The following is a 21458-nucleotide window of genomic DNA, read 5'->3' on the forward strand; positions in this document are numbered from 1 at the left end:
CCGCTCACTTGAGCGGGTCGTGGCCCCAGTTCATGAGCGAGAAGCGCCACCGGGTGCGGCTGACGTCGCCTCGGGGGCGCTGCGCCATGTGCCGGTGCACGTAACCGACGACCTTGCGCATGTGGGCATAGTCCCGGTCGGTCAGCTCCGCCCGCTTGCGGCGCAGCAGGCCGATGATCCGTCGCCCCGACTCGTGGCCGACCGACTCACCCCCGCCGGAGTGCTGGCCGACGGCCTTGGAGTCGTCGGTTTCCAGCCACGTCTCCAGCTCACCGGGTTTCATGTTCACCGCGTCGGTGAAGTTCCGGTAGACGTCGGCCTGGTCGTCACCGGGGGGCACGACGCAGCGCCCCGGGCTTGTGCACCGCCTCGCCGCCGGAGTCCGACCGGACCCGGTACTGCGGGTCCTCCTTGCTGGCGTCGACCGTACGTCTGGCGGCTGTTGTCCGTTTTGTGATTTCCTCCTGGACGGTGCCGTACGCCGTCCCGCCGTGGCTGCGCCAGCTCACCCGATCGCCCTTGTGCAGCTTCTCGTCCTTGTCCATGACACGGTCTACCCTGCCGCTCCGGGGGAAAACCGGGGCGTGCGGGGCCGAGACTTCATCCCGCCACGGGCGGTTTGTCGGAAACGAAGATCGCGGTGCCGGGGAAGAGTCGGCCGCGCAGCGGACTCCACTGGCCCCAGAGCTGCTCGTGCCCCTCCGGCCACTCCGGCTCCACCACGTCGCGCAGCCGGAACCCGGCGCCGACCAGCTCCCGGACCCGGTCGCCGAGGGTACGGTGCTGCTCGACGTAGCTGGGCACCCCGTCGGCGTCCTGCTCCACGTACGGGCGGCGGTCGAAGTAGGAGTGCACCGCCTTCAGGCCCCCCTCACCAGGGTCGTCGAGGAAGATCCACCGCATCGGGTGGGTGACCGAGAAGACCCAATGGCCGCCGGGGCGCAGCACCCGGTGCACCTCCCGCATCACCGCCGCCGAGTCGGCCACGAACGGCACCGCGCCGAACGCCGTACAGACGATGTCGAAGGCGCCGTCGGCGAACGGCAGGGCCAGGGCGTCGGCCTGGACCAGCGGGACCCGTACCCCGGAGGTCCCGGCCGCGTGGGCGGCGTGCCGCAGCATCCCCGCGGAGAGGTCCAGGGCGACCGGCCGGGCCCGCTGCGTGGCCAGCCAGCGGGAGGCGGAGGCGGCGCCGCAGCCGAGCTCCAGCACCCTGCGGCCGGGCAGGTCGCCGAGCAGCCGAGCGTCGGCCTCGCGCAGCCGCTCCGGGCACCAGACGAAGTCGACGTCGCCGAGGAACTCCCCGTGCTCGGCCTGGTAGTCGTCGGCGTCGCGGTCCCACCACTGGCGGCTGGCCCGCCGCGTCTCCGTGTCGCTGACCGTGCGCCGGGTCACACCCGCGGCCTCGTCGTCACTCATCCCGGCCACGCTAGAGGCCGGGTACGCGCACGTCGCGCGCGGCCTCGACGCCGCGCCGGGCGGGCCTGCGTACGGGCGAGTTCCCGCGCTGTGGACGGCGTGTCGCATCAGGTGGCAGGAGGGCTTGCATGCTGTGGTAATGCGCACGGTAAGCTGTTCGATGCGCTCGCGGATCGTGTGCCTCGGCAGGGAGCAGGTCCGCGGTCGACGGGCATATCCCACGGTCTCACGCATGATCGTTAGGTGTGTACGGCGACGGATCCGCTGGCGCAAACAGGTCACTGCGACACAAACGCCTGCTGTGACACCCATCCGACCGGAGCAACCGCCCACATGACGAGCAGCATCGAGGCCCCCTCGAGCGCCAACCGGGTCACCCACGACGATCTCGGCTCTGAGGAAGCTTTCCTCGCCGCGATCGACGAGACCATCAAGTACTTCAACGACGGCGACATTGTCGAAGGCACCGTCGTCAAGGTCGATCGGGACGAGGTCCTGCTCGACATCGGCTACAAGACCGAGGGCGTCATTCCCTCGCGCGAGTTGTCGATCAAGCACGACGTGGACCCCGCGGATGTGGTCTCCGTTGGTGACCACATCGAAGCCCTGGTTCTCCAGAAGGAGGACAAGGAGGGCCGGCTGATCCTCTCGAAGAAGCGGGCGCAGTACGAGCGCGCCTGGGGCACGATCGAGAAGATCAAGGACGAGGACGGCGTCGTGCGCGGTTCCGTCATTGAGGTGGTCAAGGGTGGCCTCATCCTCGACATCGGCCTGCGGGGCTTCCTGCCCGCGTCGCTGGTGGAGATGCGTCGGGTGCGGGACCTGCAGCCGTACGTGGGCCGGGAGCTCGAAGCCAAGATCATCGAGCTGGACAAGAACCGCAACAACGTGGTCCTGTCCCGCCGGGCCTGGCTCGAGCAGACCCAGTCCGAGGTGCGCACCGAGTTCCTCAACAAGTTGCAGAAGGGGCAGGTCCGCAAGGGCGTCGTCTCCTCGATCGTCAACTTCGGTGCGTTCGTCGACCTCGGTGGCGTCGACGGTCTGGTGCACGTCTCCGAGCTGTCCTGGAAGCACATCGACCACCCCTCCGAGGTGGTTGAGGTCGGCCAGGAGGTGGAGGTCGAGGTCCTGGACGTCGATCTCGACCGCGAGCGTGTCTCGCTGTCGCTGAAGGCGACCCAGGAGGACCCGTGGCGGCAGTTCGCCCGGACCCACGCGATCCAGCAGATCGTGCCGGGTAAGGTCACCAAGCTGGTCCCGTTCGGTGCGTTCGTCCGGGTGGACGACGGCATCGAGGGCCTGGTCCACATCTCCGAGCTGGCCGAGCGCCACGTGGAGATCCCGGAGCAGGTCGTCCAGGTCGGCTCGGACGTCATGGTCAAGGTCATCGACATCGACCTCGAGCGTCGGCGGATCTCGCTCTCGCTCAAGCAGGCCAACGAGGGCTTCGTCGAGGGCGAGGAGCACTTCGACCCGACCCTCTACGGCATGGCCGCGACGTACGACAACGAGGGCAACTACATCTACCCCGAGGGCTTCGACCCGGAGACCGGGGAGTGGCTCGAGGGCTTCGACAAGCAGCGGGAGACCTGGGAGACGCAGTACGCCGAGGCTCGTACCCGATGGGAGGCCCACACCAAGCAGGTGCAGACCTCCCGCGCCGCCGACGCCGAGGCCGCTGCCAACCCGACTCCGGTCAGCACCGGTGGCGGCGGGGCGACCTCCTCGTCCACCCCGGCACCGGCCCGTCAGGCCGAGGAGCCGGCCGGCACCCTGGCCACCGACGAGGCGCTCGCCGCACTGCGGGAGAAGCTCGCCGGCGGTAAGTGAGCCGCCCCGCGGGTAACTTCGCCCGCAGGTAGAACCAAACGACGGCCCCGTCCTTCCCACCAGAAGGACGGGGCCGCCGTCCTCCCCACCCCCCCGGCCACCCACCACCCACCCCCGCTTCGTTGACCATGAAGTTAGCGACGGGTTCAGGCACTCGAGCCGTCGCTAACTTCATGATCAACGCGTCTGGTGGGTGGGGTGGGTTGCCGGGGTCAGCCCGGCGGGGTTGACTGGGCCGGTGCTGATGGTCGGACTCACTGGTGGCATCGGGTCGGGTAAGAGCGTCGTGGCGAGCCGGCTGGCCGGGCTCGGCGCGGTGCTCATCGACGCCGACCGGATCGCCCGCGAGGTGGTCGCCCCCGGAACCGAGGGGCTGGCCGAGATCGTGGCGACCTTCGGCGACGGGGTGCTCGCCGCCGACGGGAGCCTGGACCGGGCGGCACTCGGCGCCCTCGTCTTCGACGACGAACCCGCCCGGCGGCAACTGGAGCGGATCACCCATCCGAGGGTCCGGACCCGTACCGCCGAACTCGCCGCCGGGGCACCCGCCGACGCGATCGTGGTCAACGACGTACCGCTGCTGGTCGAGGCGGGGCTCGCGCCGACGTACCATCTCGTGGTCGTGGTGAGCGCGGACCGGGACACCCGGGTGGCCCGGCTGGTCCGCGACCGGGGGATGAGCGTCGAGCAGGCCGAACAGCGGATCCGGGCCCAGACCGGTGACCAGCAGCGGCGAGCCGCCGCCGACGTGGTGCTGACCAACGACGCCGACCTGGCCGACCTGCACGTGCGGGTGGACGCGCTCTGGCGGGACCGGCTGGTGCCCTACGAGCGTCACCTGCGCGACCGGGTCGCGGTCCGGGGCGGGACGGTGGTCCTCACCGAGGCCGACCCCGACTGGCCGGTCCAGTACCAGCGGCTGGCTGCCCGGATCCGGCACGCGGTACGCCCCGCGGATCTCCGGGTCGACCACATCGGCTCCACCTCGGTGCCCGGACTGGCCGCCAAGAACGTGATCGACATCCAGCTCACCGTCGAGTCCCTGGACCAGGCCGACGCGCTCGCCGGCCCGCTCGCCGACGCCGGGTTCCCCCGGTGCGCCGGCGACTGGTGGGACCAACCCCGGCACGCGGACGGCGGGGCGCGGTGGGAGAAGCGGCTGCACGGCAGCGCCGACCCGGCCCGGCCGGTCAACCTGCACCTGCGGGTCGACGGCTCGCCGGGCTGGCGCTACGCCCTGCTGATGCGCGACCACCTCCGGGCCGACGAGGAGCAGCGCGCCGGTTACCAGGCGCTCAAGCGAGGGCTCGCCGCCGGCGGCCCGGACACCGCCAGCTACACGGCGGCCAAGGAGCCCTGGTTCGACGGTGAGCACCTGCTGGCCGAGCGGTGGGCGGCGGCCACCGACTGGCGCCCCTGAAGCAGGTTGAGGATCCGGTCGGTTCAGCCCAGGGGCACGGCGGGCAGCTCCGGCACCGGGCCGGGGGTCAGGTCGAGCTGGGCGAACGCACCGGTCCGGGTACGCAGCTCCAACCGGCGCAGCAGGCCCGAGCGGTCCACCCAGTAGCGCATCCGGGCCTGGCCACGGCCGACCTCCGACTCGGCCTCCTTCGGGACCTCGAACACGGTCACCGGCCGCCCGTCGAGCTCGTCCTGCCGCAGCCAGCTCACCGAATCACGCAGCCGGTCCGCCGGCCCCAACCCGGCGCTTCCGATCGCCAGCGCCTCGTTGACCAGCAGGTCCAGGTCCGGGGCACCGAGCGCGTCGGTACGTCGCTGCCAACTCAGGTGATCCCAGTCCCGGTCCCGGGGCGGGGGGAGCGGAGGCGGCCCGGCGCCATCCCCGGACCGGACGTCGGGGTCGGACGGGACGTCGCGTACGGCCACCCCGGTGCGGTTGGCCCGCAGCAGGGTCCGTTCGCCCGGCCGGTCCAGCTCGTGCACGGCGAGGTAGGCGACACTGTCGGACCAGTCCACCCACCCGGATCCCCGGAGGTTCACGGCGGGCAGCTCGGCGACCGGCGCGGTGGTGGGCACCGCGAGCGTGATCTCCGCGCCGCCGAGCGCCCGGTTCTCGGCCCGTACCCGGGCGAGGAGGTCGGTTTCGGTGCGGGTGGCCGCCCGTGGTCGTACCGGTGCGCCACCGAGGGCCGCGACGGCGGTCAGCTCGGGCCGCTCGGCCCGGTCGAAGTCGACCTGGACCGGGACATCACCGGCGAGCAGGGCCTCGAACCGGTGCAGGTGTCCGTCGCGGTCCAGCCAGTACCGTACGGCTCCGCCGCCCAGCCCGCCCGTCGGCGGTGCCGGGATCGTCGCGTCGGTGCCGGGAGCGGGGCCCCCGGTGAGCGCGGGCACCGCGGGGCCGAGCAGCACGTCGACGGTTGTCCCACCGGCCCGGTCCACGCCCAGCCACCGGGCGGTGTCCCGGGCCAGCAGCGGCCCGGTCGGGTCCGGCCGGTCGGCGGCAACGGCGAAGAGCAGGGTGAGGAACGAGTCGACCGCCGCCGGGACCGGCCCACCGGTGACCATCCGGCGGACCCGCCAGCCGTCCCCGGGCGGCGTCGGCGGTGGTGGCGGTGGCGGTGACGGGGCGACCAGGGCAGGGAACGGGCCCGGTCCGCCGCCGGTCGGTCCGGGCCCGGCCGGCGGGTCCGGTCGGCTCAACACCAGTCCGGGTACGGCCTGGAGCAGTCCCCGCTGACTCCCGGCCCCCGGCCCGGCCACGCTCAGGTAGGCCAGCCCGCGCGGCCAGTCGACGGTGCCGGCGAGTTCGATCTGGGTGCCGGGGATGCCGAGCGTGGCGTACACGCCGACCCGTCCGGCGCGGTAGTTGGTGATCCGCATCGCCGCCAGCCGGTCCGCCTCGGCCGAGGTGAGGGCGCGAGCCGGATCGGTAGGGCCGGGCGGGGCACAGGAGACCAGTCCGGCGGCGAGACCGGCGCCGGAGCCGAGCGCGAGGCAGCCGAGTACACCCAGCGTCGCCAGCCGGGCCCGTCCGCTCAGGGTCCGGGTGGGTTGCCGGGGCTCGGCGGGCGGTGGTGGCGGACCGGTGGCGGGCCGTCGGCGCCCGGCGGGAGGCAACGAGGTGCTCACGGGTGGTTGAACGGCGAATCCGGGGCAAAGTGACGTACCGGCGCTGGTGTGGCTCGGGGTGTGGCTGGTGGGGGCGGGGCGCGAGGGGCGCTCGCGGCGGCCGGTCTGCGCGTTGGCGCGACCGCGTCGGGTGCGCACGCCGACGAAGGCCGGGGCTGCAACCACTGCGCCGGGGCGCGACCGGCCGTTGTGGAGGCCCGGTTGCGAACCCGGTCGGCCGCCGCGAGCGGCCTACTACTGAACGGTAGCGCGGTGATCTCCACCACACAATGCGTATATCGAAGCCGATCGTGTACCGACCGTTGCCCACCAGGGGTGTCACACCCCCGGCGTACCTTTGATGACATGGCGCTCGACATCCCACGACTCGACGGCCGGTTTGAGGTCATCAGCGAATTCCGACCCTCCGGCGACCAGCCGACGGCGATCAACGATCTTGAGCAGCGGGTGCGGCGGGGCGATCGTCATTCGGTGCTGCTCGGCGCGACCGGCACCGGCAAGAGCGCGACCACCGCGTGGCTGGTCGAGCGGTTGCAGCGGCCGACCCTGGTGGTGGCACCCAACAAGACGCTCTGCGCGCAGCTCGCCAAGGAGTTCAGCGAGCTGCTGCCGAACAACGCGGTCGAATACTTCGTCTCGTACTACGACTACTACCAGCCCGAGGCGTACATCCCGCAGACCGACACCTACATCGAGAAGGACTCCTCGATCAACGAGGAGGTCGAGCGGCTGCGGCACTCGGCCACCATGTCCCTGCTCACCCGCCGGGACGTGATCGTGGTGGCGACGGTGTCGGCGATCTACGGGCTGGGCACCCCGGACGAATACCTCGACCGGGCGGTGCGGATCAAGGTCGGGCAGGAGTTCGAGCGGGACAAGCTGCTCCGCCGGCTGGTCGACATCCAGTACACCCGCAACGACATGGCCTTCAACCGGGGCACCTTCCGGGTCCGGGGCGACACCCTGGAGATCATCCCCGCGTACGAGGAGCTGGCCCTGAGGGTCGAGTTCTTCGGCGACGAGGTGGAGAAGCTCTACTACCTGCACCCGCTCACCGGTGAGGTGGTCCGCGAGGTCGACCACCTGCTGATCTTCCCCGCCACCCACTACGCGGCCGGTCCGGAGCGGATGGAGCGGGCGATCCGGGGCATCGAGACCGAGCTGACCGAGCGGCTGGCCGACCTGGAGCGGCAGGGCAAGCTGCTCGAAGCCCAGCGGCTGCGGATGCGGACCACCTACGACATCGAGATGATGCGCCAGGTCGGGTTCTGCTCCGGCATCGAGAACTACTCGATGCACATCGACGGCCGGGAGCCCGGCAGCCCACCGCACTGCCTGCTCGACTACTTCCCGGACGACTTCCTCACCGTGGTCGACGAGTCGCACGTGACCATCCCGCAGATCGGCGGGATGTTCGAGGGCGACGCGTCGCGCAAACGGATGCTGATCGACCACGGTTTCCGGCTGCCCAGCGCCGCCGACAACCGCCCGCTGCGGTTCGACGAGTTCCTCGAACGGGTCGGCCAGATGGTCTTCCTCTCCGCCACCCCCGGCAACTGGGAGATGGAGCAGGCCCAGGGCGAGTTCGTCGAGCAGGTGATCCGGCCGACCGGGCTGGTCGACCCCGAGGTGATCGTCAAGCCCACCAAGGGGCAGATCGACGACCTGATGCACGAGATCAAGCTGCGTACCGACCGGGACGAGCGGGTGCTGGTCACGACGCTGACCAAGAAGATGGCCGAGGACCTCTCCGACTACCTGCTGGAGCACGGCATCCGGGTGCGCTACCTGCACTCGGAGGTCGACACGCTGCGCCGGGTCGAGCTGCTGCGCGAGCTGCGCAAGGGCGACTACGACGTGCTGGTCGGCATCAACCTGCTCCGGGAGGGGCTGGACCTGCCCGAGGTCTCCCTGGTCGCGATCCTCGACGCGGACAAGGAGGGCTTCCTGCGCAGCGGCCGGTCCCTCATCCAGACCATCGGCCGGGCCGCCCGGAACGTCTCCGGCCAGGTGCACATGTACGCCGACAAGATGACCCCGTCGATGGCCAACGCGATCGACGAGACCAACCGGCGCCGGGCCAAGCAGGTCGCGCACAACGAGGCCAACGGGATCACGCCCGAACCGCTCCGGAAGAAGATCCACGACATCCTGGACGACATCTACCGGGAGGCCGAGGACACCGAGAACACCCGGGTCGGCGGTGCCGTACGGCAGCTCTCCCGCGGCAAGGCGCCGGTGCCGGAGACCCGCAGCAAGGGTGGCAAGGCAGCCTCCGGTCCGGTCCGTGCCGGGATGGCCCGCGCCGAGATGGCCCAGCTCATCCAGGAACTCAACGACCAGATGCTGGCCGCCGCCCGGGAGCTGCAGTTCGAGCTGGCGGCCAGGATCCGGGACGAGGTCCAGGAGATGAAGAAGGAACTGCGCGGGATGGACGCGACCGGGGTGCAGTAGGTCGGGCGGGGGAGACCGGTTCAGACGTCCACGGTCTCCCCGTCGGGCACCGGCTGGTACGACACGTCGGTCTTCGGGCCACCCCCGCCGACCAGCATCTGGACCATGCCGCGGCCGATGTCGCTCAAGCCGGCGTCGTGCACCGGGACGACCCGACCCGGTTGCACCTCGCGTACGTAGTCGATCAGCTCGGCGGTCTTCGACCACGGGGCGTGCGCCGGCAGCATCAGGGTGCTGATCGGCCGGTCCGGTACGGTCAGCGCGTCGCCGGGGTGGAAGAGCTGGCCGTCGACGAGGTATCCGATGTTGGTCAGCCGGGGGATGTCCGGGTGGATCACCGCGTGCAGTTCGCCGTACACGGCGATCTCGACGCCGTTGACCGAGAAGGTGTCGCCCTCGCCGACCACCCGGAGCCGGTCGCCGAGCCCGTCGAGCTTCCCGCCCACCGAACGGTTGGCGAACACCCGGAGCTGCGGTTCGGCCTGCACCGCCGCCCGAATCTTGTCCTCGACGAAGTGGTCCGGGTGCTCGTGCGTGATCAGTACGGCGTCCGCGCCGGCCAGGGCGCCCGGATCGCTGAACGCCCCCGGATCGAGCACCAGGGTGGTCCCGTCCTGCTCCAACCGGACACAGGCGTGCCCCAACTTCGTCAGTCGCATGGTTCTCCTCCGCCGACGTGATCTGCCGTGGCGTTTCCGCCAGGTCGCGTACCGGTGCGCGGCGTCGCCCCGGACCGGGACGGACCCGGACGGGGTGCCGGACCCTGCGGACACCGTACCGAGGGGGCGTGCGGCGGCGGCGGAAATCGGTGGGCGTCGCGGCCCTGCCGGCCTAGGCTGCCCGATCGTGGACACCGAACCGAGCTGGCGGGCGCTGACCCCCGACGACCTCCCGGCGGTCGCCGCCCTGGCCCGGCGCTGCCTGGCCCACGACGGGGGACTCCCGCTGGTGGCCGACCCGTCGTTCCTGGCCCGTCGCTTCGCCGCCGACGCAGGTGTGGCCCGGGGCGCGGTCGACGCGACGGGCATGGTCGTCGCCGCCGGCGCGATCCGACCCCAGGACACCAACGGGGTACGCCGAGCCGTCGCCACCGGCCTGGTCGACCCGGCCCACCGGGGGCGGGGGCTGGGCGGTGCCCTGCTCGACTGGGTGCTCGACCCGGCGCTGGTCGGCGCGGACCGGATCACCCTGGAAACCGAGTCGCTCACCGACCGGGCGTCGGCCCTGTTCGCCGCCCGTGGCCTGCGCCAGACGTTCGCCGAGGACGTCCTCCGGTTCGACCTCGCCGCCGCCGAACCGCCCCGGATCGACCTGCCGGCCGGGCTGGGCGTACGGCCGTGGTCGGCGGAACTGGCCGAGCGGTTCTTCGCCGTCTACCACGCCGCGTTCGCCGAGCGCCCCGGTTACCCCGGCTGGTCGGTCGGGCAGTGGGTGGAGTGGACCACCGACGACGAGGACTTCCGGCCGGAGTGGACCCTGCTCGCCACCGACGAGACCGGTGCCGACCTGGGGTTCGTCAGCGCCGCCGTGGGGTGGATCGTGCAGGTGGGCGTACGCCCGCAGGCGCGGGGCCGGGGGCTGGGGGCGGCACTGGTGGTCGAGGCGCTCACCCGGATGCGGGCCGCCGGATCGGTCGAGGTGCTGCTCGACGTCAACGTGGACAATCCCGCCGCGCACCTGTACCGACGCCTCGGCTTCACCGACCTGGGCCGCCGCGCCCGCTTCGAACCGGCCGGATAGCCCCGCCGCGTCCGGCGTCGGGAAGGGGCCGCCCGCCCATCCGAATCCGACGACGAGGGCGCTGCCTCGGCGCGGTGTGGATGGGCGACGATGTCGTTCCGGCTTGCTATGGTGTCGCCCGCCCGCACCCCCAGCGCCTGGGAGACCTCGTCGATGACCATCAACACCCACCTCACCGAATTCGCCGGCCGGCCGGTTGTTGTCTTCGATCCGTCGGAGGCCCTGCCGTCCGATCCCGGTGCGGTGGCCTGGCGGCTCACCGCCGACTACGACACGTCCGCCGGGGACTTCGCCGGCCTGGTCGAGCAGTTCCTCGGCAAGGTCGAGCCAGCCTCGGTCCAGGCGTTGATCATCGGCCAGTGGGGTTCCGCGTACGAGGAGAAGGCCCCGGTTGAGCTGCTGGTGGGACTCGCCGACCGGTTGACCGGGCTGCGGGCGCTCTTCCTCGGCGAGATGACCTTCGAGGAGTGCGAGATCTCCTGGATCCAGCAGGCGGACGTGACTCCGCTGCTGGTCGCGTACCCGGAGTTGGAAACCCTGCGGGTGCGCGGCGCGGACGGCCTCGTGATCACGGCGACCCGGCACGAGGCCCTGCGGGAGCTGGCGTTCGAGTCCGGTGGCCTGCCCGCCGCGGTGGTCCGGGCGGTCGGTGAGTGTGACCTGCCCGGATTGACCCACCTGGAGCTGTGGCTCGGCACCGACAACTACGGCGGTGACGCCACCGTGGAGGACCTGGCCCCGATCCTGGCCGGGACCAGGCTGCCCGCGCTGACCTACCTCGGCCTGCGGGACGCCGAGATCGCCGACCCGGTGGCGGCGGCGCTGGCCGGTGCGCCGGTGGTGGCCCGCCTGCACACCCTCGACCTGTCGCTGGGCATCCTCTCCGACACCGGTGCCGCGGCGCTGCTGGCCGGGCAGCCGTTGACCCACCTGCGCCGGCTCGACCTGCACCACCACTTCATCAGCCCGGAACTGGCCGCCCGGCTGGTCGAGGAACTGCCCGGGGTCGAGGTCGACCTCACCGACGTCCAGGAGGCCGACAGCGACGGCGACCGGTACGTGGACGTGGCCGAATGATCGGGGGGCATCTGACCGAGTTCGGCGGCCTCCCGGTGCACGAGTTCGACCCGGACGCGCCGCTGCCCCCGGACCCCTCGGCGGTCGCCTGGCGGATCGAGGCATTCGAGGACGACGAGAACTGGGAGGAGATCCCCTCGCCGGCCTTCCAACAGCGGTTCGAGGAGTTCCTCGACGCGGTCGACCCGAAGTCGGTCACCGCGCTGGTCCTCGGCGCGTGGGGGTACGCCGCGTTCAACGACCCGCCCTACGCCCAGCTCTGCGCCGCGGCCGACCGGCTGACCGGGCTGCGGGCACTGTTCCTCGGCGACATGGTCAGCGAGGAGTGCGAGATCTCCTGGATTCGCCAGGGTGACCTGACGCCGGTCCTGGAGGCATACCCGGCGCTGGAGGTGTTGCGGGTCCGGGGCTCCGGAACCCACGACTGCCTGCTCCGGCTCCGCCCGGTACGCCACGAGTCGCTGCGGGAGCTGGCGTTCGAGTCCGGTGGGCTCCCCGCCGAACTCGTCCGCGCGGTCGGCGAGTGTGACCTGCCCGCACTGACCCACCTGGAACTGTGGCTCGGCACCGACAACTACGGCGGTGACGCCACCGTGGAGGACCTGGCCCCGATCCTGGCCGGGACCAGGCTGCCCGCGCTGACCTACCTCGGCCTGCGGGACGCCGAGATCGCCGACCAGGTCGCGGCGACGCTCGCCGGTGCGCCGGTGGTGGCCCGCCTGCACACCCTGGACCTGTCGCTGGGCATGCTCGGCGACCGGGGCGCGGCGGCGCTGCTCGCCGGGCAGCCGCTGACCCACCTGCGCCGGCTCAACCTCAACCACCACTTCGTCACCGACGACCTGGCCGCCCGGCTGGTCGCCGAACTGCCCGGAGTGGACGTCGACCTGACCGAGGGCAACGACGCCGACGACGAGGACGAGTACTACGTGGCCGTGGCGGAATGACCACCGGCGTACCGCTGGTGGTCGTCGGCAACCCGGACAACCGGCGGGTCGGGATGTTCAGGGCCACCGCCGTACCCGCCTGGCCCGGTCCGGTGCGGACGCTGCCGTGGCGGGAGTTGGCCCGGGGCCCGGTCCGGCTGCCCGACCGGGCGGTGGTCCGGGTCGACTCGCCCGGCGAGGACCCGGAGGTCGACCGACTCCTGCGGGGCGCAGACACACCCGCCGCACACGGTGAGATCGTCGACGCCGCCGCCTGGTACGCGGGGCTGCGCGCCGGGCTGGACCGGCTCGCCACCGCCGCACGGGACGCCGGGGCGACCCTGCTCAACGATCCCGGCGACATCGCCGTCATGTTCGACAAACGCGCCGGCCACGCCCGGCTGACCGGGGCCGGGATACCGGTACCGGCCGCACTGCCGGCCGCACCCGCCGACTACGGCGACCTGCGCGCGACGATGCGTACCGCCGGGTGGGCCCGGGTGTTCGTCAAGCCCGCGCACGGGTCGTCCGCGTCCGGCGTACTGGCCCTGGAGACCGCGTCGGGGCGGGTGCAGGCGACCACCTCGGTGGAACTCGCCGCCGACGGTCGGCTGTTCAACTCGCTGCGGGTGCGCCGCTACCGCACCGAACGGGAGGTGGCCGCGATCGTCGACCGGCTCGCACCGGACGGGCTGCACGTCGAGCGGTGGTTTCCCAAGGCCGGGCTGGGCGGGCGGACGGTCGACCTGCGGGTCCTGGTGGTCGCCGGGGAGCCGGGACACGTGGTGGTCCGGTCCAGCCGAGGGCCACTGACCAACCTGCACCTGGGCAACAACCGCGGCGACCTGGCCGAGGTCCGCGCGGCGATGGGAGAACCGGCGTACGCGGCCGCGCTGGACACCTGCGTACGCGCCGCCGCCTGCTTTCCCCGCAGCCTGCACGCCGGGGTCGACCTGATGATCGGCACCGACTGGCGGCGGCATATGGTGGCCGAGGTGAACGCGTTCGGCGACCTCCTGCCCAACCTGGTCGACCACGCGGGCAGGGACGGTTACGCCGCCCAACTGCACGCGCTGCACAGCGGCCGGTTCGACCGGTGGACCGGGCGCGATCGGACGCCGGAGCGGGCGGTGGCGATGGCCGCCGGCCGGAGGGGGTGGGTCGGATGAGGGACTTGATCGGCAGCCACGACCTGCTGTTCGTCACCCTGGACACGCTGCGCTACGACGTGGCCGCCGAACTCGCCGAGACCGGCCGGACCCCGAACCTGGCCCGTGCGCTGCCCGGCGGATGGGAACGTCGGCACAGCCCGGCCAGCTTCACCTACGCCGCACACCAGGCGTTCTTCGCCGGTTTCCTGCCCACCCCGACCACACCGGGACCGCACCCCCGGCTGTTCGCGGCGGCCTTCCCGGGCAGCGAGAGCACCGGGGACGAGACCTGGGTCTTCGACGCCCCGGACGTGGTGACCGGGCTCGGCGCCGCCGGCTACCACACCGTCTGCGTCGGCGGGGTCGGCTTCTTCAACCGCAAGCCACCGCTCGGCGCGGTCCTGCCGGGACTCTTCGCCGAGTCGCACTGGGAACCCGAGTTCGGGGTCGCCGCACCGGGTTGCTTCGAGGCGCAGCTCGACCGGATCGCGACCGTCGTACCGACCGTCCCGGACGAGCAGCCGCTGTTCCTGTTCGTCAACGTGGCCGCGATGCACCAGCCGAACCGGCACTACCTGCCCGGCGCCGAACGCGACAACCGGGACAGTCACGCCGCCGCCCTGGAGTACGTCGACCGGCACATCGGCCGGCTCTTCGCCCTGGCCAGCTCCCGTGACCGGAACTGCCTGGTGGTGCTCTGCGCCGACCACGGCACCGCGTACGGCGAGGACGGCCACAGTGGACACCGGCTCGGTCACGAGGTGGTGTGGACGGTGCCGTACGGGCAGTTCGTGCTGGAGCCGGGCGCGTGGGGCAAACCGGGGGACTGGGAGTGAACGAGGTGGACGGGCTCGACGGGTCGCCGTACCAGGGCTACCTGTACGCGTACCCGCACAAGACCGCGTACCGCCCGCTGCGGCCCCGGCCGGCGCTGCGCGACGTCTGGGCCGGTGAGCCCGTCGACGCCCTCTTCCTCTACCTGCACCTGCCGTTCTGCGAGATGCGGTGCGGCTTCTGCAACCTGTTCACCCGCGCCAATCCCCCGGCCGAGCAGGTGCGCGGTTACCTCGACCAGTTGGCCCGCCAGGCCGACCGCGTACGCGACGCGCTCGGCGCCGACGCCGATTTCGCCAGGGTGGCGATCGGCGGGGGCACCCCGACGTACCTGACCGCGGCCGAGCTGACCGAGATGTTCGACGTACTGGCCGGGTTCGGTGCCCGGCTCGGTGCGGTGCCGATGGCGGTCGAGACGTCTCCGGCGACCGCCACCCCGGACCGGATCGCCGTGCTCGCCGAGCGGGGCACCACCCGGATCAGCATCGGGGTACAGAGCTTCCTGGACACCGAGGCGCACGCCGCCGGCCGCCCCCAGCGGCGGGAGGAGGTGGAGCGGGCCCTTGCCACCATCCGGGGGCACCGGACGGTGGAGCTGAACCTCGACCTCATCTACGGGATACCGGGGCAGACGGCCCGTACCTGGGCGCAGTCGCTGACCGCCGCGCTGGACTGGCGACCGGAGGAGATCTTCCTCTACCCGCTCTACGTGCGTCCCCTGACCGGGCTGGGCCGGCGCGGCACCACGACCGGGGCCGCCCCGCTCGACGGTGCGCCCGGCAGCCGCGACGAAGGCTGGGACAACCAGCGGCTCGACCTCTTCCGGCAGGGACGGGACACGCTCAGGGCGGCCGGCTACCGGCAGCTCTCGCTGCGCCACTTCCGCCGGGCCGACCTGTCCGCCGACGACGGCACCGGTGGTGACCGGCCCGACTACTGCTGCCAGGACGACGGGATGGTGGGGCTCGGTTGCGGTGCCCGGTCGTACACCACCGACCTGCACTACTCCTTCGACTACGCGGTCGGGATCGGCCAGGTCCGGGCCATCATCGACGACTACCTGCGCCGTCCGGCCAGCGACTTCGAGGTGGCCGAGGTGGGTTTCCGGCTCGACGGGGTGGAGCAGCGGCGGCGGTGGCTGGTGAAGTCGCTGCTCCGGGCCGAGGGGTTCGCGCCGACGGCGTACCGGGAGCGGTTCGGCACCGCGGTCGGTGACGACTTCCCCCAGCTCGCCCGGCTCAGTGACCGGGGCTGGCTCAGCGGCGACCCGGGCCGTGCCGAGCGCCTGGCGCTGACCGACGCCGGGCTGGAACGGGCCGACGCGATCGGCCCGTGGCTGGTCTCCGGCCCGGTACGCACCGCGATGGCGGAGTACGCACTGCGGTGAACCTCTCCATCCTCTACCGTGGACCGCTCGCGAGCTGCAACTACGACTGCGCGTACTGCCCGTTCGCGAAGCGCCGGGACACCCCGGCGCAGTTGCGCGCGGACCGGGAGGCGCTGCGCCGGTTCGTCGACTGGGTGCGGCGAAACCCGGACGGCGACCGGATCTCGGTGCTCTTCACCCCGTGGGGCGAGGGCCTGACCCGGTCCTGGTACCGCGACGCCCTGGTGGAGCTGTCCAAACTGGACCACGTGGACCGGGTCGCGATCCAGACCAACCTCGCCGGCCGGGTGGAGTGGCTGGCCGACGCCGATCGGCGGACGGCCGCGCTCTGGGCGACCTACCATCCCGACCAGGTACGCCGGGAGACCTTCCTGGGCCGCTGCGAGCGGCTACGGGAGCTGGGCGTGCGCTACTCGGTCGGGGTGGTCGGGCTCCCGGACCACCTGGACGAGGCACGGGCGCTGCGCGCGGCCCTGCCCGACGAGGTGTACCTCTGGGTCAACGCCGCCGACGGGTGGCAGTACACCGGGGCGGAGGAGGCCGACTGGACGGCGATCGACCCGCTGTTCGGCTACAGCGTCCGGCCGCACCCGTCGGCGGGTGCGGCCTGCCGGGCCGGCGAGAGCGTCATCTCCGTACGCGGGGACGGCGAGGTCAGGCGCTGCCACTTCGTGGACACCCCGTTGGGCAACCTCTACGACGGCTCGTACCGCTCCGGGCTGGGCCCGCGCCCGTGCCCGAACGCGGCCTGCGACTGCCACATCGGTTACGTCCACCTGAAGACCCTGCCGCTGTACGAGGTGTTCGCCGGCGGGGTACTGGAGCGGATTCCGGCACCGGGGCAGGCCGGTGCCCGGTGGGGCGTACCGGCCGGCGCCCTGCGCTGAGTCGCGTACGCGAGCGCTGTCGCTCAGGTCTGTACCAGCGGGGCGTACTCCTCCTCGGACAGACCGAACGTCCATGCCACCCCACCCCGAGCGGTACGCGTCTGCGGTGGCACCCGCAGCCAGTAGGTGCGCCGGGTGCCGTCCGGCTCCGGGGTCGAGTTGACCACCTCGACCATCACCAAGGGCTCGTCCTGCGGCAGCTCGATCCGCCACAGCACACCGCACTCGTCCCGGTGGATCGCCCTCGCGTTGCTGTCGCGCAGGTAGCGGTCGTAGCCGAAGTGCTCCAGCATCACTCGCCGGACCTCGGCGTTGGACTCCGCGCGGATCCGCTCGACGCTGAGTCGGGGGAGTTCCTCGGCGACCTCGGCCGGGATCGGCATCCCGCGCCAGACGTGCAGCCCGAAACCGTCCGGGTAGAGCAGCGCCGGACCGTCGCCGTGGTGCAGCCGGCCGAGATTGTCCCGCTCGACCCGGACCGGCCGCTCGGACAGGATCACCACCCGCTCGTACGGCCACCACCAGCCGGCCGCCCCGGCGACCCCGGCCAGCCCGGTCAGGCCGGGGGTGTCGTCGAACGCGCTCAACCAGGCCGCGTCGTGCTGGCCGAACACCACGTCGAGCAGTGCCGCCCGGGTCCGGCGGGCGAACCCGTCCGGCACGCCGTCGGTCAGCTCGTCGGTGAGCCGGGTGCGCAGCGGGGTGACCACCCGGTCGTTGAGCAGGTGCCACGTACGTTGTCCGCCGGCCGCCCAGTGCGTCGCCCAGCCGGTGGCCCCGAGCCGGGTCACCGCGTCGGCACGAGCCGCCGCCCACGGGGCCGTACGCACCCGGGCCCGGACCGAGCGACCGGCGGCACCGGCGCATGGCTCGAATCCCTGTGCCCGCAGGTCGGTCATCACCTGCGCCAGCGCCCGGCCGAACGGGGTGTCAACAGCGGCCGGCGCATCCCCGACGGGGTCGACGGTCGTGGGGGAGGGCCCGCCGGGCCCGGCGGCCCCGAACCCGCCGGGTCCGGCGGTGCCGGAGGAGGAATCGGACAGGAGTGCCGCCGCGAGCGCCCCGGCGTACGGGGACCCGAGCCAGAGCACGGTTTCGGGGGCGGCGAGGCCGGCGGCGGCGTACGCCTCCCGGACGGCGGCCTCCGCGGCCGGTCGGCCCGCCGGCCCGGTGGCCAGTCCCCGGGCCAGCCACTCGTCGGCGGCACGGGCCAGCAGGGCGGCGGCGGTCTCGTCGAGCAGAGTGGTGGTCATCAGTCGGCCACCGGTCGCCACGTGCCGGGCAGGTATTCCCGCTGACGGACCACCCGGTAGGCCCCCGAGGGCAGTGGGATCGGACCGTGCTCCTCGTGCCCGAGGCGGCCGTAGCCCTCGATCAGCAGGATCGTCGGCTCGGTCTGGTCCGGCAGGGTCCATAGGCTGACGCCCGCACCGGTGACCACGTGGGCGTGCCCGGTCGCCTCACCACGGGCCAGCACCAACCGCCCCCGCGCGTCCCGGCCGGCGGGAACCAGCCCGGCCGGCACCGTGGCGGGGTCGATCGGATGGACGAGGACGTCGCCCTGTCGGTACATGCGTCGGCTCCCTCAGGTCGCTTGTGGACGACGAGAGGCTAGCGGTGCGGTACGACAGAACACCCCGGCTTCCGGCCCGGGCCGGTCCCGGTTCAGACCGCGGAAGGTCCCCGGCTCAGACCGGCGAACATTCTCGGTTCAGGCCGGAGAACGCCCTGGTTCAGGCAGGTACGTCGGTGAAGTGCTCGACCACCGGCGGCGCGGCGAAAAACGGGCCGATGAGCCCGCGCCAGGTGGTGAACCGTTCGGTGGCACGGAAGTTCTCCTCGTGCGCCGCGACCGAGTCCCACTCGACCAGCAGCACGAACCGGGAGGGCGACTCGACACCCCGGGTCATCCGTACCGACCGGAGGCCGGGCGTGCTGGCGAGGACCTTGTGGCCCTCGGCGTACGCCGCCGCGAACTCGTCCTCGCGCCCCGGAACAACCTCGATCAGCGCAACCTCAAGCACCATCCCCCCACCCTCCCACGCCCCCACCCATCACCCCCTCCCACCCCCTACCCCTCCCACCCGCCCACCCGCCCGCCCTCCCGCCCTCCCCGCCCACCCCACCCGTCGATCTTGCAGTTGTGGTGCCTGGATTTGGGCGCCTTGTTGGCGTATGTCAACCGCCACAACTGCAAGATCGCCGGGGGAGGGCGGGTGGGGGCGGCGCGGGGTGGGACGGGTGGATGGTGGCGCCTAGCCTCCTAGGATGGGTTAGGGGGTGTGGGGTGAGGGTGGGGAAGAACGCATCGGTCCGAGGTGTCTGAACGGTCCGGGATGGGGGATGATGGCGGCAAGGAGGGGAGTATTCCCCTGCGGCGGCGTCGTCAACACGGTCTACCTCCGGCTTTCCCGGTGGTCGACCCGGCCCGTCGGTCAGTGGTAGTCGGAGCGGTGCTCCGGGCGCCGGTGGCGGAAGAGACCTCCGACAGTCACCACATTCGGCACCACCAGCCACGGCACGCCCCCACGGGTGTGCCGTTTCGGGTGTACCGAGTGTCTGCCGGAGGAATGATTTGAACGTGTCCACCTGGGTGTGGGTCGTAACGCTGGTCGCGCTGGGCGCGGTACTGACCGTTGATCTCCTGATCATCGGGCGGCGACCGCACGAGCCGAGTATCCGCGAGTCCAGTCTCTGGGTCGGCTTCTACGTCGCGCTCGCCCTGCTCTTCGGGGTCGGACTCTGGCTGACCACGGATCTGTCCACGGCGGGTGAGTTCTACACCGGCTGGCTGACCGAATACAGCCTCTCGGTCGACAACCTTTTCGTCTTCGTGATCATCATGGGCCGCTTCGCGGTCCCCCGGGAGTACCAGCAGAAGGTGCTGCTGATCGGCATCGTCCTGGCGCTGGTGATGCGCGGCGGTTTCATCGCGGCCGGTGCCGCGCTGATCTCCCAGTTCTCCTGGGTCTTCTACATCTTCGGCGCGTTCCTGGTCTACACCGCGATCAACTTCTTCCGGCAGGGTGAGCCGGAGGAGGAGGACTTCAAGGAGAACCTGCTGATCCGGTGGAGCCGACGGGCGCTGCCGATCTCGAAGGACTTCGCCGGTGGCCGGCTGACCGTACGGGAGAACGGCAAGCGCATGTTCACCCCGCTGCTGGTCGTGATGATCGCGATCGGCACCACGGATCTGATCTTCGCCCTCGACTCCATCCCGGCGATCTTCGGGATCACCCAGAACGCGTACCTGGTCTTCACCGCCAACGTGTTCGCGCTGATGGGGTTGCGCCAGCTCTACTTCCTGCTCGGCGGGCTGCTCGACCGGCTGGTCTACCTCAACATCGGCCTCGCGGTGGTGCTCGGCTTCATCGGGGTCAAGCTGGTCCTGGAGGCACTGGCCGACAACAACCTGCCGTTCATCAACGGCGGGGAGCACGTCGGTTGGGCGCCGCACGTACCGATCTGGCTCTCGCTGGTGGTCATCCTCGGCACGCTGGGCGTCGCCACCGTGGCCAGCCTGCTCAAATCGGCCAGCGACCGGCGCAAGGAGCTCGCCGCCGCGGGTCGCTGACCGGACGCGCGAACCGGGTCAGTCGGCGCAGGTGCGGACCCGGTGCACCCCGACCAGGGTGGCCCGCCGGTCCTCGGTGAGCGACTCCTCGAGGACCCGCCGCTGGGTGTACGAGGCGTGCAGCATGCGCCGGTTGTCGTCGCCGTAGCCCGGCTCGGCGGTGACGATGCCGATGTGGTGGATGTTGCGGCCGGGGCGGGCGAAGAAGTAGAGGTCGCCGGGGCGTTCGGCGCCCAGCGGCAGGGGTGTGGTGGCGTTCGCCTGGTCGTCGGCGTCGCGCGGTAGCCGTACGCCGAACCGGCGCCAGGCCAGGTGCACCAGCCCGGAGCAGTCGATCCCGTACGCGGACACCCCGCCCCACAGGTAGATGACGTCGAGCAGGCGGTTCGCCACCGCGAGCACCTCAACCGCGTTCGGCGGGCGGTTCGGGACCGGGGCGAGATGGTCGGTCGGCAGCCAGAGCGGGTCGTGGTGGCCGGGGGCGTACACCGGGCTCCACCCGTGGCGGGCCGGACCTGCCGGGGTCAGCCGGGTTCCGAGGATCACGCCGGGCAGCACCGGGTTTCCGTCCGGCGCGGTGAACAGCGCGGTGACCGTGGCGTCGACCACGACCTGTGCCACCCCGGCCGGACCGGTGGTGGCGGGGGAGAGCTGTTCCACCGGCAGCCAGCCGGGATAACCGCGCGGGTCGAGCTTGGCTGCGGGTTGTTCGGTCGCGATCAGGCGGGCCCACCCGTCCGGCCGGATCTCCTCGATCAGCACCCGTTCGCCGAGCAGCAACTGACTGAGCACGCAGTCGCCGACCTGCTGGTCCGCGGTCATCGCGGAGATCCAGGCGGGGATGTCGGTGGTCCGCGGGGCGAGGGCCGGCTCGTCCACCGGCCGGACCGCCTCTGGCCCGGCCCAGAGGGTCGCGACGGCCACCCGGACCACCGCCTCCTGACCGGCCCGTAACGTCATCCCGGACCGTGCTGCCGTGCCGACCTGCGATGCCGCGCCGACCTGCGATGCCGTGTCGGATCGCGATGTCCTGGCGGCCTGCGTTGTTACTCCAGCCTGCGCCATCAGCGGGGACCCTTCTCCCGG

General features: G+C 72.0%; 19 protein-coding genes and 1 pseudogene. 11 read left to right on the forward strand and 9 right to left on the reverse strand.

Features of this window, described 5'->3' with window-relative positions:
* Window positions 1-7: 7 nt before the first annotated feature.
* From ACWEFB_RS18320 to ACWEFB_RS18330, 3 genes and pseudogenes are all read right to left on the reverse strand, one after another.
* Window positions 8-340: pseudogene (locus ACWEFB_RS18320) on the reverse strand (DUF3140 domain-containing protein); the annotation flags it as partial.
* Window positions 327-545 carry a hypervirulence associated TUDOR domain-containing protein gene (locus ACWEFB_RS18325; protein ID WP_329102251.1) on the reverse strand — a complete coding sequence of 73 codons (219 nt, stop codon included), beginning with the start codon at window positions 543-545 and terminating at the stop codon, window positions 327-329. The pseudogene ACWEFB_RS18320 and the gene ACWEFB_RS18325, both read right to left, overlap by 14 nt.
* 55 nt (window positions 546-600) lie before the next feature.
* Window positions 601-1419, reverse strand: a complete 819-nt coding sequence (locus ACWEFB_RS18330; RefSeq protein WP_452286872.1) for a class I SAM-dependent methyltransferase — start codon at window positions 1417-1419, stop codon at window positions 601-603.
* Between the two features lie 333 nt (window positions 1420-1752).
* Here ACWEFB_RS18330 and rpsA point away from each other — a divergent pair, with 333 nt between their 5' ends.
* Both rpsA and coaE read left to right on the forward strand, forming a co-directional pair.
* Window positions 1753-3249 carry a 30S ribosomal protein S1 gene (gene rpsA / locus ACWEFB_RS18335; protein ID WP_329102247.1) on the forward strand — a complete coding sequence of 499 codons (1497 nt, stop codon included), beginning with the start codon at window positions 1753-1755 and terminating at the stop codon, window positions 3247-3249.
* A gap of 238 nt (window positions 3250-3487) precedes the next feature.
* A complete protein-coding gene (coaE, locus tag ACWEFB_RS18340; RefSeq protein WP_452286874.1) occupies window positions 3488-4669 on the forward strand; it encodes a dephospho-CoA kinase in 1182 nt (393 codons plus the stop codon).
* Window positions 4670-4692: 23 nt separating this feature from the next.
* Here the strand turns inward: coaE and ACWEFB_RS18345 are convergent, their stop codons facing one another.
* The gene (locus tag ACWEFB_RS18345) at window positions 4693-6342 is read right to left on the reverse strand and encodes a hypothetical protein (protein WP_452286876.1); all 1650 of its coding nucleotides are present in this window, start codon (window positions 6340-6342) and stop codon (window positions 4693-4695) included.
* A gap of 345 nt (window positions 6343-6687) precedes the next feature.
* Here ACWEFB_RS18345 and uvrB point away from each other — a divergent pair, with 345 nt between their 5' ends.
* Complete coding sequence (gene uvrB, locus ACWEFB_RS18350; RefSeq protein WP_452286878.1) at window positions 6688-8796, forward strand: excinuclease ABC subunit UvrB; 2109 nt, start codon at window positions 6688-6690, stop codon at window positions 8794-8796.
* A 20-nt stretch (window positions 8797-8816) separates the two neighbouring features.
* Here the strand turns inward: uvrB and ACWEFB_RS18355 are convergent, their stop codons facing one another.
* Complete coding sequence (locus ACWEFB_RS18355) at window positions 8817-9455, reverse strand: MBL fold metallo-hydrolase (RefSeq protein ID WP_452286880.1); 639 nt, start codon at window positions 9453-9455, stop codon at window positions 8817-8819.
* A 187-nt stretch (window positions 9456-9642) separates the two neighbouring features.
* Between ACWEFB_RS18355 and ACWEFB_RS18360 the strand changes: the two genes are divergently transcribed.
* The 7 genes from ACWEFB_RS18360 (at window position 9643) to ACWEFB_RS18390 (ending at window position 16798) form a co-directional block, all read left to right on the forward strand.
* On the forward strand, window positions 9643-10536 hold the full coding sequence (locus ACWEFB_RS18360; RefSeq protein ID WP_452286882.1) for a GNAT family N-acetyltransferase: 894 nt from the start codon (window positions 9643-9645) through the stop codon (window positions 10534-10536).
* Between the two features lie 153 nt (window positions 10537-10689).
* Window positions 10690-11613: an STM4015 family protein gene (locus ACWEFB_RS18365; RefSeq protein ID WP_452286884.1), complete on the forward strand. Its 924-nt coding sequence runs from the start codon at window positions 10690-10692 to the stop codon at window positions 11611-11613.
* Window positions 11610-12560 (forward strand): STM4015 family protein, encoded by a 951-nt coding sequence (locus ACWEFB_RS18370; protein ID WP_452286886.1) that lies wholly within the window; start codon window positions 11610-11612, stop codon window positions 12558-12560. Before ACWEFB_RS18365 ends, ACWEFB_RS18370 begins: the two co-directional genes overlap by 4 nt.
* Window positions 12557-13708, forward strand: coding sequence for an STM4014 family protein (locus ACWEFB_RS18375; RefSeq protein WP_452286888.1), 1152 nt, complete (start codon window positions 12557-12559; stop codon window positions 13706-13708). Before ACWEFB_RS18370 ends, ACWEFB_RS18375 begins: the two co-directional genes overlap by 4 nt.
* Window positions 13705-14526 carry an STM4013/SEN3800 family hydrolase gene (locus ACWEFB_RS18380; RefSeq protein WP_452286890.1) on the forward strand — a complete coding sequence of 274 codons (822 nt, stop codon included), beginning with the start codon at window positions 13705-13707 and terminating at the stop codon, window positions 14524-14526. Before ACWEFB_RS18375 ends, ACWEFB_RS18380 begins: the two co-directional genes overlap by 4 nt.
* A complete protein-coding gene (locus ACWEFB_RS18385) occupies window positions 14523-15911 on the forward strand; it encodes an STM4012 family radical SAM protein (protein WP_452286892.1) in 1389 nt (462 codons plus the stop codon). The genes ACWEFB_RS18380 and ACWEFB_RS18385 overlap by 4 nt, the downstream gene beginning before the upstream one ends.
* Entirely contained in the window at window positions 15908-16798 is an 891-nt protein-coding gene (locus tag ACWEFB_RS18390; RefSeq protein ID WP_452286894.1) for an STM4011 family radical SAM protein, read from the forward strand. The genes ACWEFB_RS18385 and ACWEFB_RS18390 overlap by 4 nt, the downstream gene beginning before the upstream one ends.
* A gap of 23 nt (window positions 16799-16821) precedes the next feature.
* On the opposite strand, the gene ACWEFB_RS18395 is transcribed toward ACWEFB_RS18390, so the two are convergent.
* The 3 genes from ACWEFB_RS18395 to ACWEFB_RS18405 form a co-directional block, all read right to left on the reverse strand.
* Window positions 16822-18051 carry a DUF6745 domain-containing protein gene (locus tag ACWEFB_RS18395; protein WP_452286896.1) on the reverse strand — a complete coding sequence of 410 codons (1230 nt, stop codon included), beginning with the start codon at window positions 18049-18051 and terminating at the stop codon, window positions 16822-16824.
* Window positions 18051-18371 (reverse strand): hypothetical protein, encoded by a 321-nt coding sequence (locus ACWEFB_RS18400; RefSeq protein WP_326556903.1) that lies wholly within the window; start codon window positions 18369-18371, stop codon window positions 18051-18053. Before ACWEFB_RS18400 ends, ACWEFB_RS18395 begins: the two co-directional genes overlap by 1 nt.
* Window positions 18372-18531: 160 nt before the next feature.
* Window positions 18532-18825, reverse strand: coding sequence for an antibiotic biosynthesis monooxygenase family protein (locus ACWEFB_RS18405; RefSeq protein ID WP_452286898.1), 294 nt, complete (start codon window positions 18823-18825; stop codon window positions 18532-18534).
* Window positions 18826-19373: 548 nt separating this feature from the next.
* Between ACWEFB_RS18405 and ACWEFB_RS18410 the strand changes: the two genes are divergently transcribed.
* Window positions 19374-20372, forward strand: coding sequence for a TerC family protein (locus tag ACWEFB_RS18410; RefSeq protein ID WP_452286900.1), 999 nt, complete (start codon window positions 19374-19376; stop codon window positions 20370-20372).
* An 18-nt stretch (window positions 20373-20390) separates the two neighbouring features.
* On the opposite strand, the gene ACWEFB_RS18415 is transcribed toward ACWEFB_RS18410, so the two are convergent.
* Window positions 20391-21332 (reverse strand): C40 family peptidase, encoded by a 942-nt coding sequence (locus tag ACWEFB_RS18415; RefSeq protein ID WP_452286902.1) that lies wholly within the window; start codon window positions 21330-21332, stop codon window positions 20391-20393.
* Window positions 21333-21458 lie beyond the last annotated feature (126 nt).

Source organism: Micromonospora sp. NPDC004704 (genome assembly GCF_053601675.1).